Origin of the sequence: Ewingella allii (assembly GCF_044430645.1) — a bacterium.
Taxonomy (GTDB): domain Bacteria; phylum Pseudomonadota; class Gammaproteobacteria; order Enterobacterales; family Enterobacteriaceae; genus Ewingella; species Ewingella allii.
This window is the reverse complement of the sequence record NZ_JAWUDN010000001.1, coordinates 324214-340599: the sequence shown is the minus strand read 5'-3', so window position 1 is coordinate 340599 and position 16386 is coordinate 324214. Positions and strand designations below refer to the sequence as shown.

The window sequence follows — 16386 nt, the reverse complement described above, 5'->3', positions numbered from 1 at the left end:
AACTGTTTGCGCCCAACCTATCCTGTGACACGAAATATGATGGGAACATTCGGTGTTGGTAACGGGGAGAGTTATCGACAAGGAGGCCACAATGTTTAGAGGGAGATGAAAATAATTCTAATCAATGGCACGAAGTGTCTTTTTAACAAAAAAGTAATAAAAAACCCCGACTTGTCAGGGTCGGGGCAGTTTTTTGCAGCACTTGAGTTCGCCGAAAAAATGGCGACTCATTAGCGGGCTTAACTTCTCACGTCAAGAATGCTCACCCACATTGGGCCTTTGCCCACCGGGTACTCTTTCAGCGTGGTCAGCGCACCGCTGGTTTGGTCAATCTTCGCTACTTCGATGCCGTTAGATTTTTGACCTGCCGTGATAACAAACTGGCCCTGATGGTCAATGTTGAAGCCGCGCGGCTGAGTCTGGGTGGCGTGATGCCCCAACAGCTCCAGCACGCTGCCATCTTCGGACACGCTGAGCACGGAGATCAGGCTGGCGGTACGGTCGCAGGCGTAGAGGAATTTGCCGTTTGGCGTGATGTGAATGTCCGCCGCCCAACGCGTGTCTTTGAAATCAGCCGGCATGATGTTCAGTGACTGAACATTGTGGTATTCGCCGCTGGTCACGTCTTTCTGATAGACATCGACGCTGCTGTCCAGCTCGTTAATGCAGTACGCAAAGTGCTGATTCGGGTGGAAAGCCATATGACGCGGGCCCGCGCCGGTCTTGGTTTTCAGCGCCTCGACGTGGTGTGGGGTCGCGGCACCTTGCAGGCTGAAGTCAAACAGGCGGATGCGGTCTTCTTTCAGCGCCGGGATCATCAGCAACTGGTTGGTCGGGTCGATATTGGCCGAGTGCGGCGCCTGAATATCCTCCAGCACGTGAATTGGCGCGGTGACGATGCCTTCTTCATTGATGGGATGAATGCTGACATTGTTGAAGCTGTAAGACGCCGAGAACAAGAAGCGGCCCTGTAGGTCAGTGCCGACGTGGGTCGGGCTGCCCGGCAGCGGCGCCATGCCTGCCTGTTCCAGCTTGCCTTCGTGGTCAATGCGGTAGGTCAGAATGCCAAACTCTGGGCGCACGCCGACATATAAACGATGACCATCAGGATGAATAACCATTGGCTGAACCTGACCAGGCACGTCAACGATTTGCAGCGGGCTCAGCTCGCCGTTTTCGCCCAGACGAAATACGTGAATTTGCTGGCTCTCAGGGCTGGCAACGTAGACAACTTGCTTCATTACATCTCCTTATTAACACCGGATTAATTTTTATTCGGGCATACGTTAAGTCATTCAAGCGTAGCTCAGGTTACCACGATAACCCAGCCTGTGGAGGTGGCCTTTATGCTCTTCTCCAAGGTTTTATCAGCGGTTTTTAAGGTGTAACATGGGCGAAATTTCTTCAATTCTCTGAAAACCTTACGAGCTAACTATGACCTATCGCGTAATTGCGCTTGATTTAGACGGCACCCTGCTGGACCGTCAAAAACGTATTCTCCCTGAATCTCTGGCCGTGCTGGCCGAAGCCCGCGCACAGGGTGTGAAAGTGATTGTGGTCACCGGCCGCCATCACGTGGCGATCCACCCGTTCTATCAGGCCTTGCAGCTTGATACTCCGGCCATCTGCTGTAACGGCACTTACCTGTATGATTACCACGCGCGCAAAGTCATCACCTCTGACCCAATGGATAAAATCAAAGCCAAAAAAGTGGTGGATCTGCTCGAGCATCACGGCATCCACGGTTTGCTCTACATTGACGATGCCATGCTGTATCAGCATTTAAACGGCCACGTCAGCCGCTCTATCGTTTGGGGTGAAGCGCTGCCGGAGGGCCAGCGGCCGAATATCGTCAAAGTCGACAGCCTGCGTGACGCCGCCGATCAGGCTAACTCGGTGTGGAAATTCGCCACGTCCCATGAAGATCTCAACGCGCTGCGCGCCTTCGCCAAGCAGGTGGAAGATGATTTAGGTCTGGCCTGCGAATGGTCGTGGCACGATCAGGTAGACGTCGCGAAACAGGGCAACAGTAAAGGCCGCCGCTTGCAGGAGTGGGTGGAGTCGCAAGGTATGAGCATGGCCGACGTCATCGCCTTCGGCGACAACTATAATGACCTGAGCATGCTGGAAAATGTCGGCCTCGGCGTCGCCATGGGCAACGCCGACGACGCCATCAAACAGCGTGCCGGTCTGGTCATCGCCGACAACGAACAGCCCGGCATCGCCGAGGTGATTCGCACGAAGGTGTTGGGTTAATCCCGCGCCAGACTATTACCAGGCGCTGCCTTTGGGCCGTGCCTGATTTTTCCACTGACTGACCTGCGGCAGACTTTTTGGCGAAACGTAAACCGTCTCTTTACCGTCTTTGTGAGTTCGCAATAAACCCAGCTCCGCCAAGACAGTTAAATCCTTCCTCGCCGTGTTGTCGGACACGCCCAGCCGCTCCCTGACTTCCGCCACGGTAAAGATATTTTCCGGCCGGGCAAAAGCCACGTTGAGCAGGTTTTTCTGGCGTTCGTTTAATGTTGCGCCAATGTCTGACTCATACAAAAACCTATTCAGCTCATCCCGCACCTTCACCATGTGGTGAATGTAATCCACGTACTCATTCAAAGCCCGCCCAACAATACTGCATTGATAATCAACGAAATAGGTCAAATCCATGTCATCCGTCTCGGAATAACAATAGGACTTGGCGTAGGCCGTTGAAGCATTTTTCAACAGCTTACTGATTGAGATATGGCGGAAGGCCGAATAGCCGCAGCGCAGCATGTACCAATAGAACAACGCCCTTGCCGCGCGGCCATTGCCATCATTGAACGGATGAATAAACCCAATCATGAAATGCAGGATGCAGGCTTTGATTAACGGATGAAGGTACTCTTTCCCCTCCAGCCGCTCGTGGGACTGGTTAGCCCATTTGAAGAGCAGCGACAGCCTGAGTTCGACCTCGGTATAGGTCGGCGGGTTATGAATGATTTCATTTTGAATATCCGCAACCACCACGTCGTCTGAATGGCGAAACTCCCCCGGGCGATATTTTTGGTCATTAATCTCCCCCACGGCGATGGCGTGTAACTCCTTAAAATTTGCCAAACTGAGATCTTCTGAACAATGGGCATTGACGTATTCCATCATGTGGAAATTCCCCATGATCATTTTTTCGCTCTCATCTCGCGGCGCGCGATTCACTTTAATCATCTCTAGCGCGACGCGGCTGGTGGTGGCCGCCCCTTCTAACTGGCTGGATGAAATCGACTCTTCAGCACGCAGCTCCTCAAGCAAGTGGCGCGAGGCGAACAGGGGCTCCAGCAGTTCGCTCTCGCCGCCCGACGTCGCCAGCCTATCGACCATCGAGATAGTCTGCTGCATTTGCGGCGTGATATTGAGGAAAGCCAACTGGTTGAAATTGTAACCATTAAGGGTCAGCAAACGCCCGTTGGCGCGACGCACAATGGTGGTGAGTGACCAGAAGATTTGCGGGTTAATCCCAGCAGGAATGCGATGCCTTAGGGCATCCCAATGTAGATATTGGCCCTTTTCATTGACTATAGAGACGAGGGGAAAGGTGGCGGTAAGCGCATCGCCGGGTATTTGACCCACGGCGAGCAGCTCTGGAGGACGTTTGACCTTCATCTTTCACCTCAAAAAATTGAATTATTGAGATGAATGATGTTCTGCTTTGGCTTAATTTGCAAGCAATCTGGGTTTTATCGACTCAGCGACACACTCTTGATCTGCGCGTAGAGCCACTGGCCGGGGCGGATCATCAGCTCGTCTCTGGCCCACGGGGTGATGCGCGCCCAGATGATATGATCGGCCATGGCCAGCTTCACTTCCACCTGAGAACCGATCTCCAGACACTCCAGCACCTTGGCGGGCAGAATGTTGCGAATACTGCTGTTGTTGGCGGTGGGTTGCAGCACCAGCGAGACGTCGGCGGCGTTCACCCGCACACGCATCGAGGTGCCTTCGGCGGCATCCACTTTGCCAATCCACAGACGCTGGTCGCCGATAGCCAAGGCGGTCATGTCGTAGCGCGGATGATGCTCGAGCACGCTGACGTTGAGCACGCTGCTCTGCTCTTCGCGCGGCAGCCACGGGCGCATGATATTGCTGGCCCACACCTCTTCCAAATCGCCCATCGCCAGCACGCTGCCGTTATCCAGCACCAGCACTTTGTCGGCCAAACGCAGGATCTCATCCAGACTGTGAGTGACATAGAGAATCGGGATATTGACCTCTTTCGCCAGCTTCTCCAGATAAGGCATCAGCTCGCGTTTACGCGGTAAATCCAGTGCTGCTAATGGCTCGTCCATCAGCAGAATTTCAGGGGCGGTGAGCAAGGCGCGGCCAATCGCCACTCGCTGTTTTTCGCCACCGGAGAGCGTCAGCGGAAAACGGTTGAGCAGTGGTCCAATGCCGAGGAGCGCCACAATGCTGTCGAACTGCCCACGCATCGAGGCCGCCATGCCGTACTGCAAATTGCCCTGCACCCGATAGTGCGGGAACAGGCGCGCGTCCTGAAATACATAGCCAATGCGGCGTTTTTCTGGCGGCAGGCAGATACCTTTGTCGGCGTCGAACAGTGGCCGATTGTTTAGCGCGATGCGCCCGGTATCAGGCTTTGTCAGCCCGCCGATGGCGTTAATCAGTGAAGTTTTCCCCGCGCCGGACAGGCCAAAAATCGCCGTGATGCCTTGCGCAGGCAAGTTTTGCGTCACCTGTAGGGTCAGGTTGCCAAGCTGCTGGCTGAAGTCGAGTTCTAACATCAGCCCCCCAGCCGAATGCGGCTGCGTTTCGCCAGCCAGTCGGAAATCATCAAGGAAGCCAGTGACAGAATGATCGCCAGCACGCAGAGCCGCGCCGCCGCGCCTTCTGCGCCGGGGGTTTCAATCAGGGTGTACATCGCCAGTGGGATGGTCCGGGTTTCGCCGGGAATATTGGAGACAAAAGTGATGGTGGCGCCAAACTCGCCGAGGGAGCGGGCGAAGGCCAGCACGATGCCGACGATGATCCCCGGCACCGAGAGAGGCAGCGTGATGGTGAAGAAGACGCGCCACGGCGACGCGCCGAGGGTGCGGGCGGCCAGCTCCAGCTTGGTGTCCACCGCCTCCAGCGCCAGCCGGATAGCGCGCACCATCAGCGGAAAGGCCACCACCGCCGAGGCCAATACCGCGCCATGCCAACTGAAGCTAAAGCTGAAGCCAAACCAGTGGTAGAGCCATTCGCCCACCACGCCGCGCCGTCCCATCACCACCAGCAGCAAATAGCCAATCACTACCGGCGGTAGCACCAGGGGTAAATGGATAATACTGTCTAGCAGGGATTTGCCGGGAAAACGGCAGCGGACCAACACCCACGCCATCAGAATACCAAGCGGCAAGCTGCACACTACGGCCAGACTGGACACCTTCAGACTTAAAAGTACCGCCTGCCACTCATATTCACTCAGCATCATTCTTTGGGCGCAAATCCATATTGTTTGAAAATGGCTGAGGCCGCTGGCGTTTTCAGATAGTCATAAAACGCGCGAACTTCAGGCTTTTCGTGATCTTTAACAATGGCCATTGGGTATTCGACCGGCTTGTGGCTGGATGCCAAGAAGGTACCCACCACTTTGACTTTTTTACTGGCAATGGCGTCTGAGCCATAAACAATTCCCAGCGGGGCTTCTTCACGCTCGACTAAGGCCAGTGCGCCGCGAACATCGCTGGCGCGCGCCAGTTTCGGCTCAAGGGTGCTCCAGGCACCCAGCTTTTGCAGGGCTTCTTTGGCATAGATGCCCGCCGGGACGTGGTCAGGGTCGCCCACCGCCAGACGGCTATCGCCCAGCAACTTGGTCCACTGGGTTTTGTCATCAATCTCGACGTTGTCGATTTTACTGGTTTTAGCTGCCACCAGCACCAGCTCGTTACCCAGCAGAGTATAGCGAGTATTTTCAACAATTTGCTGCTTGCTGATGCTGTAATCCATCCACTGCTGGTCGGCAGAAATAAACAGGTCTGCCGGCGCGCCCTGCTCAATCTGGCGAGCCAGCGTCGAGGAGGAAGCAAAGGAGGAAACCACCTGCACGCCCTTCTCTTTCTGATACTGGGCGGCAATGTCCTGCATCGCGTTAGTTAGCGAAGCGGCGGCAAACACGGTGACTTTATCCGCAGCCTGGGCCTGAGCTGCCAGGCCCGCCACCAGCACGGAACCGGCGATTAATTTACCCCAAAAAGTACTCATTTTATGTTTCCTCGTTGATAGAACGCATCGTTATATAGGCGTTAATATAGCGTGGAAAACAGTCTTGTCATTCGATTTATCGGCAGGGCTTTGAGGAACTTAAAGGTTTTTGATCTGGGATAGAAAGAAAGGGTGCAGAAGGGTGTGTGGTTTACATAAGGAATAAAAAAACCCGATGTTAAAATCGGGTTCTTTAGAGAATCTTGCCACCAGCTTAACGATGCTGTTGCTCTTGTTGCTGCTGATTACGGCTCTCTTTGGAGTGACCGATATTGGAAAGCACGTTGAACACTTCGCCCAAACCCCAAATCAGCCCAAGAATCACGGCAATAAAGATAGGCACCATGACCACGGCAAAAACCAAACTTCCTAAAAGTTCTAACATGATAGCCTCACTTAACTGGCTGACACGCACCCAAGTGGCGGTGTTAAAAGCATAACTGTTGTCGATAATAGCAGCCATAACAGCAGAATACTTTAGCTTTTAACCAACTTAGCTCCGCAAAAAGCCCTCACACCGCTATATGTCAGTTAGAGGATAGGCGACAATAGCCGAAACGCATTCTAAGGAACCCTTATGCAAGCTGAAATCTTATTAACCCTGAAATTACAGCAAAAGCTGTTCGCCGATCCGCGTCGAATTGAACTCTTAAAGCAGATCAAGGTGACAGGCTCGATTAGTCAGGGGGCGAAGCTGGCGGGCATTAGCTATAAAAGCGCCTGGGATGCGATTAACGAAATGAACCAACTGGCCGACGAGGTGCTAGTAGAACGCAGCACCGGCGGCAAAGGCGGCGGCGGCGCGCTGATCACCCGCTACGGTGAGCGGCTATTGCAACTCTATGATCTGCTGGCACAAATCCAGCAAAAAGCCTTTGACGTGCTGAAGGATGACTCCCTGCCCCTCGACAGCCTGCTGGCCGCCATTTCGCGCTTCTCCCTGCAAACCAGCGCCCGCAACCAGTTCTTCGGCAAAGTGGTTGAGCGCGACCACCTCTCCGTCCAGCAGCATATTGAAGTGCTGCTAAATGATGAAAAGACCCGGATTCGCGTCGCGCTGACCGAGCAAAGTGCCGACCGACTGGCCCTGACACCGGGCAAAGAGGTGTTGGTGCTGATAAAAGCGCCTTGGGTCAACCTGAGTCCTGAAGCCACCCACGCCGATAACTCTCTCTCCGGCGAGATACAGAGCATTCAACAGGGAAAAGAGAGCAGCGAAGTGCTGCTACGCCTGGCCGATGGTGACATTCTCTGCGCCACGGTGCCCAATGCCGCTGTCACACAACTGTCATTAGTCGAGGGCCAGAATGTGTTTGCTGAATTCGACGACGACAAAGCAATCATAGCCACCCTATGCTAGAAAGAGTTTATTTATCATCATCTTGCACAATAAGATTTGATAGTTTGCAGAATCGTCAATTGACTTCATTTTGTTCCGGGATTATCCCTAGGAAAAGAATATCACTGCAATTTATGGATGAGACATGGCTTCGTTGCATATCTCGCAGGGCGTTTTTCGCCTGAGCGACACCCGCACCCTTACTCTTTCTGATTTACGCATTCAACAAGGCGAAAGCTGGGCCTTTGTTGGCTCCAACGGCAGTGGGAAATCGGCGCTGGCGCGTGCTCTGGCGAGCGAACTAGTCCAGCTGCAAGGTGAAAACCAAAGCGATTTCAAAAACATCGTGCGCCTGTCATTCGAACAGCTACAGAAGCTGGTGGAAGAAGAGTGGCAGCGCAATAACACCGACCTGCTCAGCCCGGACGAAGACGACACTGGCCGCACCGCCGCCGAGATAATCCAAGAGCAGGTAAAAGACCCGCAGCGCTGCGCCAGTTTGGCCGCGCAGTTTGGCATTACCAAGCTGCTCGATCGCCGCTTCAAATACCTCTCCACGGGGGAAACCCGCAAGACGTTGCTCTGTCAGGTGTTGATGCAGCAGCCCGATTTGCTGGTGCTGGACGAGCCTTTCGACGGGCTGGACGTCAATGCCCGTGCGCAGTTAGCCGAGCTACTGGCCGGGCTTGCCCAACAGGGGCAGACCTTGGTGCTGGTGCTCAACCGTTTTGACGACATCCCCGCCTTTGTTCAGCACGTGGGCGTTCTGGCGGATTGCACGCTAGCGACCATTGGCCCGCGCGAGAAAGTCATGGCAGACGCGCTGGTGGCCCAGTTGGCGCATAGCGAAAACCTGCAAGGCATGGCGCTGCCTGAGCCGGAAGACCCGGCACAGCGCGCCCGCCCGGCCGACGGCCCGCTGATCATTCTGCGCAACGGCGTGGTGGAATATAATGACCGCCCTATCCTGCACGGCCTGAGTTGGCAGGTGGATCAAGGCCAGCACTGGCAAATCGTCGGCGAGAACGGCGCGGGCAAATCCACCCTGCTGAGCCTGATCACCGGCGACCACCCGCAGGGCTACAGCAATGACCTGACGCTATTTGGCCGCCGTCGCGGCTCTGGCGAAACCATCTGGGACATCAAACGCCACATCGGCTATGTCAGCAGCAGCTTGCATCTGGATTACCGCGTCAGCTCCAGCGTGCGCAACGTCATCACCTCAGGCTTCTTCGACTCAATCGGCATTTATCAGGCCGTCTCAGACCGCCAACTGTTCCTCACCAACCAGTGGCTGGAGCTGCTGGGCTTGGGCGGCAGCAAGGGCGACACGCCATTCCATAGCCTGTCGTGGGGGCAACAGCGTCTGGCGCTGATAGCTCGCGGATTGGTCAAGCACCCGGCGCTGTTAATCCTCGACGAGCCGCTACAGGGGCTGGACCCGATTAACCGCCAGCTGGTGCGGCGTTTTGTCGACGTGCTGATTAGCGAGGGCGACACCCAACTGCTGTTTGTCTCGCACCACGCGGAAGACGCGCCGGAGTGCATTACTCACCGTCTCTCCTTCGTGCCGGATGGCAATATCTACCGCTACCAGCTCGATGCCTTGAAGTAAAAACGCCCTAAATCCCCAAATAGTCGTCGTGATATTTGGGGAATTTTTCTCGTGTAAACGATTACACTCCAATCCCTCTGTGCTTCCTTCCTGATTTGTCCCCGCATGTGCGCCTCGCTGTATTAAGGCGGATACTGGTGCTAGACTGTGATGTAAGCGATTCCATGAACTTGAGCATAGATCACCTTTTTCAGCCTCGCTGCATGGTATCTTAAGCTCAACATGACTCTCAGGGAGCAATTATGTACGTCTTAGTTACGGGTGGTAGCGGTTACATTGGTAGTCATACCTGTGTGCAATTGATTGCAGCGGGTTACACGCCAATCATTTTAGATAATCTGCACAACAGCAAAGCCAGCGTGCTCGAGCGTATCACTACGCTGAGTGGCAAAACGCCGCTGTTCTATCAGGGCGATATCCGCGATCGCGCCATCCTCGATAAGATTTTCAGCGAGCACGCCGTGCATTCGGTAATTCACTTTGCAGGCTGGAAAGCCGTGGGGGAATCCGTCGCCAAGCCGCTGGCCTATTACGACAATAACGTGAGTGGCACGCTGGTGTTGGTGGAAGCCATGCGCGACGCGGGCGTTAAGAACCTGATTTTCAGCTCTTCCGCGACGGTTTACGGCGACCAGCCGAAGACGCCTTATGTGGAAGACTTCCCGACCGGCAACCCTTCCAGCCCGTATGGCCGCAGCAAGCTGATGGTCGAGCAAATCCTGCAAGACGTGCAGCGCGCCGAGCCGGACTGGAGCATCACCCTGCTGCGCTACTTCAACCCGGTGGGGGCACATCCGTCAGGTTTGATGGGCGAAGACCCGCAGGGCATCCCGAACAACCTGATGCCGTTTATCGCGCAGGTCGCCGTGGGCCGCCGTGAATCCCTGTCGATTTTCGGCAATGATTACCCGACCAAAGACGGCACCGGCGTGCGCGACTACATTCACGTGGTGGACCTGGCCGACGGCCACATTGCCGCGATGAAAACCCTGCATAACCGCGCTGGCGTGCACATTTATAACCTCGGCGCGGGCTTTGGCCACAGCGTGCTGGAAGTGGTTAATGCCTTCAGCAAAGCCTGCGGCAAGCCGGTGAAGTACCACTTCGCCCCGCGTCGCGACGGCGACCTGCCAGCCTACTGGGCTGACCCAAACAAAGCCGCCAATGAGCTGAACTGGCGCGTTACCCGCACGCTGGAAGATATGGCTAACGATACCTGGTTATGGCAGTCCAAAAACCCGCAGGGTTATCCAGACTAATCGCGCCAATGCCCGAATAAAGGAATTAACATGTCAGAATTCAACCCAATAGATCATCCACATCGACGCTATAACCCGTTGACTGACCAATGGATTTTGGTCAGCCCGCACCGGGCGAAACGTCCGTGGCAGGGACAGCAGGAAACGCCGTCGCAGGAGACGCTGCCACAGCATGATCCTGACTGCTTCCTTTGTCCGGGCAATACCCGCGTGACGGGCGATGTGAACCCGGATTACCACGGCACCCACGTGTTTACGAACGACTTTGCCGCCCTGATGCCCGACACGCCGTTCGCGCCAGAAAGCGACGATCCGCTAATGCGCATCCAGAGCGCGCGCGGCACCAGTCGCGTTATCTGTTTCTCGCCAGATCACAGTAAAACTCTGCCGCAGCTGTCGCTCAGCGCGTTAGAGGAAGTGGTTAAAACCTGGCAGGAACAGAGCGCGGACTTGGGTAAAACCTACCCGTGGGTGCAAGTGTTTGAGAATAAAGGCGCGGCCATGGGCTGCTCTAACCCCCATCCGCACGGCCAAATTTGGGCCAACAGCTTCCTGCCGAACGAAGCCGAGCGAGAAGACCGTTTGCAGCGCGCCTATCTGGAGCAGCAGGATTCGCCGATGTTGGTGGATTACGCCAAGCGCGAGCAGGCCGACGGCAGCCGCACCGTGGTAGAAACCGATCACTGGCTGGCGGTGGTGCCTTACTGGGCGGCGTGGCCGTTCGAAACCTTACTGCTGCCAAAGGCCCACGTGCAGCGCATCACCGAGCTGAGCGACGCCCAGCGCAGTGATCTGGCGCTGGCGCTGAAAAAGCTCACCAGCCGCTACGACAATTTGTTCCAGTGCTCCTTCCCCTACTCCATGGGCTGGCACGGTGCGCCGTTCACCGCAGGCGATCAGGCACACTGGCAGCTACACGCCCACTTCTATCCGCCGCTGCTTCGTTCGGCGTCGGTTCGTAAATTTATGGTTGGCTACGAAATGCTGGCCGAAACCCAACGCGACCTGACCGCCGAGCAAGCCGCCGAGCGCCTGCGCGCCGTCAGTGATGTGCACTATAGTGAAGCCGGAGTGAAATGATGAAACTGAAAAATAAAACCTTAGAAATCTTCGAACAGAAATTCGGTTATCCGGCGACGATCACCATTAAAGCACCGGGCCGCGTTAACCTGATTGGCGAGCACACCGATTACAACGACGGCTTTGTGCTGCCTTGCGCCATTGATTATGAAACGGTGATCGCCTGCGCCCAGCGTAATGACCGCCAGATCCGCGTGGTGGCGGCAGATTACGACAATCAGGAAGACCTGTTCTCCCTCGACGATCCGATCCTGAGCAGCAAAACCCTGCCGTGGGCCAACTATGTGCGCGGCGTGGTGAAACACCTGCTGCAGCGCAACAAAGATTTTTCTGGCGCGGACATGGTGATCAGCGGCAACGTGCCGCAGGGCGCGGGCCTTAGCTCGTCGGCCTCGCTGGAAGTGGCGGTCGGTCAGGCACTGAAATCACTGTATGACCTGCCGCTGGACGGCGTGGCGCTGGCGCTCAATGGTCAGGAAGCCGAGAACCAGTTCGTCGGCTGTAACTGCGGGATCATGGATCAGCTGATTTCCGCCCTCGGCAAGCAGGATCACTCGCTGCTGATTGACTGCCGTTCGCTGGAAACCCGCGCGGTGTCGATGCCGAAAGACGCCGCCGTGGTGATCATCAACTCCAATGTGAAACGCGGCCTGGTGGATAGCGAATACAACCAGCGTCGCGAGCAGTGCGAAACCGCCGCCCGCTTCTTTGGTGTGAAAGCCCTGCGCGACGTGACGCAAGAGCAGTTTGACGTGGTGGCTAACGAGCTGGATCCGCTGGTTTCCCGCCGCGCGCGCCATGTGATTTCCGAAAACGCCCGCACCTTGGCGGCGGCAGATGCTCTGGCCGCCGGTGATTTGAAGAAAATGGGCCAGCTGATGGCCGAGTCCCACGCCTCCATGCGTGACGACTTCGAAATTACCGTTCCGCCAATCGATAAATTGGTCGACATCGTGAAAAACGTGATTGGCGATAACGGCGGCGTGCGCATGACCGGCGGCGGCTTTGGCGGCTGTATCGTGGCGCTGATCCCTGAATCTTTGGTTGACGACGTACGCAGCGCGGTGGCCCGTGAATACCCTGAGCAAACCGGGCTGAAAGAGACATTTTACGTCTGCACCGCGTCTCAGGGAGCGGGCGTATGCTAAAACCGGAAAACACCCAGTTAGCCCCGGACGGTGACCCGTTCGAGCTAATAACCATTCAGAATGCGGCGGGCACCACCGCCACCTTCATGGATTGGGGCGCGACTTGGCTTTCGCTGGAATTCCCTCTCGCCGATGGCAGCAAGCGCGAGCTGCTGCTGGGCTGCGAAACGCCGCAGGGCTATGTCAATCAAAGCGCCTACCTTGGCGCCACCGTTGGCCGCTACGCCAATCGTATTGCTAAATCTCAGCTGACGATTGACGGGCAAACCTATGCGCTGGTGCCGAATCAGGGCGAAAACCAGCTGCATGGCGGCCCAGAGGGCTTTAACGCGCGGCGCTGGACGCTACTGTCACGCAGCGCGCAGGCGGTGAGCTTCCAACTGCTCTCCGCCGATGGCGATCAGGGTTATCCGGGCAATATGACGGCGGAGGTTCACTATCGCCTTACTGACGATCATCGTCTGGAAATTCGTTATCAGGCAACGGTCGACAAACTCTGCCCGATTAACCTCACCAACCACGCCTATTTCAATCTGGATGGCGAAGGTCACGATGCGCGCAAACAGAAACTGCAACTGTTCGCCGAGCGTTTCTTGCCGGTCGACAGTGACGGCATTCCCAGTGCTGATCTGACCCCTGTCGAGCACACCGGGCTGGATTTCCGCGCGCCAAAAACGCTGGCCGAGGATTTCCTGCGCGACCGCGAGCAGCAGCGAGTGAAAGGCTATGACCACGCGTGGTTGCTCAATCGCACCTGTAACAGCGCGGAGCATCCGGCGGCGCACCTATGGTCAGCCGACGGCAAGGTTAAAATGAGCCTGTTTACCTCAGCCCCGGCGCTACAGGTTTACACCGGCAATTTCCTGCGCGGTACGCCGAATCGCTCAGGCGGGGAATATGAAAACTATCAGGGCGTGGCGCTGGAAACCGAGTTTCTGCCCGACAGTCCGAATCACCCTGAATGGCCGCAGCCTAGCTGCTGGATAAAACCTGGCCAGGGCTACCGTTCGCAGACGGTTTATCAATTTTTCGCATTATAAACCGCCAGATTGATTCCACACTCAGGGCCGCAAGGCCCTGTTTTCTTTGCGCTCTCTCCCCTTTTCATCACTTTCTGCGCCAGCTGTTACGCTTTTTTAATGCTAAAGCGCAAAGGCCGATCTACGCTTAGGGGGTGTCCCGTTAGGGGGACGTCTGAAAAGGAATCCGTTATGCGTTTATCTGTGGTTTTACCTCTGCTTACTACGCTATTAATTGGCGGCTCTGCGCTGGCCGCTGATGCTGTAAAAGCCCCTTCCGCCGCACAGACGGCACAACGTCAGAAAATGACTGATTGTAATCAACAGGCCACCACGCAGTCGCTGAAAGGCGATGAGCGTAAGACCTTTATGAGCCACTGTTTGAAGGCTGAAACCAAGCCGGATCAGAAGTTGACCGATCAACAAAACAAGATGAAAACCTGTAATGCCGACGCAGCCAAAAAAGAGCTGAAAGGTGATGCTCGTAAGACGTTCATGAGCACGTGCCTGAAAAAAGCAGGCTAAGCGGCTGAACTGAACTCTTAAATTCGCTATGGTGAGTGACCAATGCGCGCCGCAGGCAGCATGAGATGCAACAATCAGATTGCCGTCTGCGGCGCACAGACCCTATAATGATAACAGTTATCATTGAATATTCAGTTAATTGAGGAGTTTAGCTATGGCTGTAACCAAGCTGGTTCTGGTAAGACACGGCGAAAGCCAGTGGAACCAAGAAAACCGCTTTACCGGTTGGTACGATGTTGACCTGTCCGAGAAAGGGCAGAAAGAAGCTAAAGCTGCGGGTAAACTGCTGAAAGACGAAGGCTTCCAGTTCGATTTCGCCTACACCTCCGTGCTGAAGCGCGCTATCCACACGCTGTGGAACGTATTAGATCAACTGGACCAGCCTTGGCTGCCGGTTGAGAAATCCTGGAAACTGAACGAACGTCACTACGGCGCGTTGCAGGGTCTGGATAAAGCTGAAACCGCCGCTAAATATGGCGACGAGCAAGTTAAACAGTGGCGTCGCGGCTTCGCGGTAACCCCACCAGAATTAGACAAGAGCGATGAGCGTTTCCCAGGGCACGACCCGCGTTACGCAAAACTGCGCCCTGAAGAGCTGCCAACCACTGAAAGTCTGGCTCTGACCATCGATCGCGTTATCCCTTACTGGACTGACGTTATCAAACCACGCATTGAAAGCGGCGAGCGCGTGATCGTTGCAGCTCACGGTAACTCCCTGCGTGCACTGGTTAAATACCTTGATGACCTGAGCGAAGACGAAATTCTGGAACTGAACATCCCTACCGGTGTTCCATTGGTTTACGAATTCGACGAAAACTTCAAACCTATCAAGCGCTACTACTTAGGTGATGCAGACGAAATCGCAGCGAAAGCCGCGGCCGTTGCTAACCAAGGTAAAGCGAAGTAATTAGCCTCGGCTAAACTTCAGATAGCAAAACGGGGCCAATCGGCCCCGTTTTTTATGTCTGCTTTTCAGCGAGCAGCATGTTAAAACTTAACCGCGACGCGCTTTCACCGCATCCGCCAGCTGGCGCAGCAGCACTTCAGTGTCTTCCCAACCAATGCAGCCGTCGGTGACGCTTTTGCCGTAAACCAGTGGTTCGCCGCTGTCGAGGCTCTGATTGCCTTCCACCAAGTGGCTTTCAACCATCACGCCAATAATCGACTGCTCGCCGTTTGCCAGCTGGCTGCAAACGTCAGTACAGACTTCCATCTGCTTTTTATACTGTTTACTGCTGTTGGCGTGGCTGAAGTCGATCATGATTTGGGCTGGCAGTCCGCCTTTTTTCAGGCCTTCTTTCACGGCTTTCACATCGTCAGCGCTATAGTTTGGCTCTTTGCCGCCGCGCAGGATGATATGGCAGTCGTTGTTGCCGCTGGTGCTGACAATCGCCGAGTGGCCCCATTTGGTGACCGACAGGAAGCAGTGTGGCGCGCCCGCCGCGTTGATAGCGTCGATGGCCACTTTGATGGTGCCGTCGGTGCCATTTTTGAAGCCAACCGGGCAAGAGAGCCCAGACGCCAGCTCGCGGTGTACCTGAGATTCAGTGGTACGCGCGCCGATAGCGCCCCAACTCATCAAATCCGCTAAATATTGCGGCGTGATCATATCGAGGAACTCACCAGCAGCCGGCAGGCCGGTGTCATTAATATCCAGCAACAATTTACGCGCGATGCGCAAACCATCATTAATCTGGAAGCTGTTGTTCATGTGTGGGTCGTTGATTAGACCCTTCCAGCCCACGGTGGTACGCGGTTTTTCGAAGTAAACGCGCATCACGATTTCCAGATCACCGCGTAGTTCTTCGCGCAGGCTGAGTAAACGTGCAGCGTATTCTTTCGCGGCTTTGGGATCGTTAATCGAACAAGGACCAATAACGACGAGTAAACGATCATCGTTCCCTTTCAGTATCTTATGAATGGCATTACGTGCCTGAGATACCGTTTTTGCGGCTTTATCGGTAGCGGGAAATTTCTCTAACAGGGCTACAGGCGGCAAAAGTTCCTTAATGTCTTTGATGCGTAAGTCGTCGTTTTGATAGGTCATAGCTGTTCCAATGGGTATTTCAAAATAAAGGCGTAGCAGAATGCTGAACGCATCCAATCTAGCTGCAATGTCTGCTGGTGTAAATGCACTTTAAGCCAGTATGGCTATTGCGATTAATCTCAA

Annotated in this window: 16 protein-coding genes; 9 read left to right on the top strand and 7 right to left on the bottom strand. The window is 55.2% G+C overall.

Translation table 11 applies throughout. The features are described 5' to 3' along the window. Positions 1-239: 239 nt before the first annotated feature. Positions 240-1241, bottom strand: a complete 1002-nt coding sequence (gene pgl / locus SBO83_RS01630; RefSeq protein WP_396130247.1) for a 6-phosphogluconolactonase — start codon at positions 1239-1241, stop codon at positions 240-242. Between the two features lie 193 nt (positions 1242-1434). On the opposite strand from pgl, the gene SBO83_RS01625 reads away from it, so the two are divergent. Then, positions 1435-2256, top strand: coding sequence for a pyridoxal phosphatase (locus SBO83_RS01625; protein WP_396130246.1), 822 nt, complete (start codon positions 1435-1437; stop codon positions 2254-2256). Between the two features lie 15 nt (positions 2257-2271). Here SBO83_RS01625 and SBO83_RS01620 read toward each other — a convergent pair whose 3' ends face one another. The 5 genes from SBO83_RS01620 to SBO83_RS01600 form a co-directional block, all read right to left on the bottom strand. Further along, positions 2272-3636: a Fic family protein gene (locus tag SBO83_RS01620; protein WP_396130245.1), complete on the bottom strand. Its 1365-nt coding sequence runs from the start codon at positions 3634-3636 to the stop codon at positions 2272-2274. A 74-nt stretch (positions 3637-3710) separates the two neighbouring features. Continuing rightward, positions 3711-4772 carry a molybdenum ABC transporter ATP-binding protein ModC gene (gene modC / locus SBO83_RS01615; RefSeq protein WP_396130244.1) on the bottom strand — a complete coding sequence of 354 codons (1062 nt, stop codon included), beginning with the start codon at positions 4770-4772 and terminating at the stop codon, positions 3711-3713. Further along, a complete protein-coding gene (gene modB, locus SBO83_RS01610; protein WP_034788571.1) occupies positions 4772-5461 on the bottom strand; it encodes a molybdate ABC transporter permease subunit in 690 nt (229 codons plus the stop codon). Before modB ends, modC begins: the two co-directional genes overlap by 1 nt. Further along, entirely contained in the window at positions 5458-6231 is a 774-nt protein-coding gene (gene modA / locus SBO83_RS01605) for a molybdate ABC transporter substrate-binding protein (protein ID WP_396130243.1), read from the bottom strand. The genes modB and modA overlap by 4 nt, the downstream gene beginning before the upstream one ends. A gap of 214 nt (positions 6232-6445) precedes the next feature. Beyond that, positions 6446-6616: an AcrZ family multidrug efflux pump-associated protein gene (locus SBO83_RS01600; protein WP_396130242.1), complete on the bottom strand. Its 171-nt coding sequence runs from the start codon at positions 6614-6616 to the stop codon at positions 6446-6448. A 192-nt stretch (positions 6617-6808) separates the two neighbouring features. On the opposite strand from SBO83_RS01600, the gene modE reads away from it, so the two are divergent. The 8 genes from modE (at position 6809) to gpmA (ending at position 15123) form a co-directional block, all read left to right on the top strand. After that, on the top strand, positions 6809-7591 hold the full coding sequence (modE, locus tag SBO83_RS01595) for a molybdenum-dependent transcriptional regulator (protein WP_396130241.1): 783 nt from the start codon (positions 6809-6811) through the stop codon (positions 7589-7591). 124 nt (positions 7592-7715) lie between these two features. Then, positions 7716-9185, top strand: a complete 1470-nt coding sequence (modF, locus tag SBO83_RS01590) for a molybdate ABC transporter ATP-binding protein ModF (protein ID WP_396130240.1) — start codon at positions 7716-7718, stop codon at positions 9183-9185. 242 nt (positions 9186-9427) lie between these two features. Further along, the gene (galE, locus tag SBO83_RS01585; RefSeq protein ID WP_396130239.1) at positions 9428-10444 is read left to right on the top strand and encodes a UDP-glucose 4-epimerase GalE; all 1017 of its coding nucleotides are present in this window, start codon (positions 9428-9430) and stop codon (positions 10442-10444) included. Positions 10445-10474: 30 nt separating this feature from the next. Beyond that, positions 10475-11524, top strand: coding sequence for a galactose-1-phosphate uridylyltransferase (galT, locus tag SBO83_RS01580; protein WP_396130238.1), 1050 nt, complete (start codon positions 10475-10477; stop codon positions 11522-11524). Beyond that, the gene (gene galK, locus SBO83_RS01575; RefSeq protein WP_396130916.1) at positions 11524-12672 is read left to right on the top strand and encodes a galactokinase; all 1149 of its coding nucleotides are present in this window, start codon (positions 11524-11526) and stop codon (positions 12670-12672) included. Before galT ends, galK begins: the two co-directional genes overlap by 1 nt. After that, a complete protein-coding gene (gene galM, locus SBO83_RS01570; protein ID WP_396130237.1) occupies positions 12666-13712 on the top strand; it encodes a galactose-1-epimerase in 1047 nt (348 codons plus the stop codon). Before galK ends, galM begins: the two co-directional genes overlap by 7 nt. 171 nt (positions 13713-13883) lie before the next feature. Continuing rightward, a complete protein-coding gene (locus SBO83_RS01565) occupies positions 13884-14216 on the top strand; it encodes a PsiF family protein (protein WP_353501380.1) in 333 nt (110 codons plus the stop codon). A 154-nt stretch (positions 14217-14370) separates the two neighbouring features. Beyond that, entirely contained in the window at positions 14371-15123 is a 753-nt protein-coding gene (gene gpmA / locus SBO83_RS01560) for a 2,3-diphosphoglycerate-dependent phosphoglycerate mutase (RefSeq protein ID WP_185688281.1), read from the top strand. A gap of 87 nt (positions 15124-15210) precedes the next feature. Here the strand turns inward: gpmA and aroG are convergent, their stop codons facing one another. After that, complete coding sequence (gene aroG / locus SBO83_RS01555; protein ID WP_396130236.1) at positions 15211-16263, bottom strand: 3-deoxy-7-phosphoheptulonate synthase AroG; 1053 nt, start codon at positions 16261-16263, stop codon at positions 15211-15213. Between the last annotated feature and the right edge of the window lie 123 nt (positions 16264-16386).

Coding starts and splice junctions, on each gene's coding strand:
- pgl (WP_396130247.1), bottom strand. CDS start 1,241: ATGAAGCAAGTTGTCTACGTTGCCAGCCCTGAGAGCCAGCAAATTCAC.
- SBO83_RS01625 (WP_396130246.1), top strand. CDS start 1,435: ATGACCTATCGCGTAATTGCGCTTGATTTAGACGGCACCCTGCTGGAC.
- SBO83_RS01620 (WP_396130245.1), bottom strand. CDS start 3,636: ATGAAGGTCAAACGTCCTCCAGAGCTGCTCGCCGTGGGTCAAATACCC.
- modC (WP_396130244.1), bottom strand. CDS start 4,772: ATGTTAGAACTCGACTTCAGCCAGCAGCTTGGCAACCTGACCCTACAG.
- modB (WP_034788571.1), bottom strand. CDS start 5,461: ATGATGCTGAGTGAATATGAGTGGCAGGCGGTACTTTTAAGTCTGAAG.
- modA (WP_396130243.1), bottom strand. CDS start 6,231: ATGAGTACTTTTTGGGGTAAATTAATCGCCGGTTCCGTGCTGGTGGCG.
- SBO83_RS01600 (WP_396130242.1), bottom strand. CDS start 6,616: ATGTTAGAACTTTTAGGAAGTTTGGTTTTTGCCGTGGTCATGGTGCCT.
- modE (WP_396130241.1), top strand. CDS start 6,809: ATGCAAGCTGAAATCTTATTAACCCTGAAATTACAGCAAAAGCTGTTC.
- modF (WP_396130240.1), top strand. CDS start 7,716: ATGGCTTCGTTGCATATCTCGCAGGGCGTTTTTCGCCTGAGCGACACC.
- galE (WP_396130239.1), top strand. CDS start 9,428: ATGTACGTCTTAGTTACGGGTGGTAGCGGTTACATTGGTAGTCATACC.
- galT (WP_396130238.1), top strand. CDS start 10,475: ATGTCAGAATTCAACCCAATAGATCATCCACATCGACGCTATAACCCG.
- galK (WP_396130916.1), top strand. CDS start 11,524: ATGAAACTGAAAAATAAAACCTTAGAAATCTTCGAACAGAAATTCGGT.
- galM (WP_396130237.1), top strand. CDS start 12,666: ATGCTAAAACCGGAAAACACCCAGTTAGCCCCGGACGGTGACCCGTTC.
- SBO83_RS01565 (WP_353501380.1), top strand. CDS start 13,884: ATGCGTTTATCTGTGGTTTTACCTCTGCTTACTACGCTATTAATTGGC.
- gpmA (WP_185688281.1), top strand. CDS start 14,371: ATGGCTGTAACCAAGCTGGTTCTGGTAAGACACGGCGAAAGCCAGTGG.
- aroG (WP_396130236.1), bottom strand. CDS start 16,263: ATGACCTATCAAAACGACGACTTACGCATCAAAGACATTAAGGAACTT.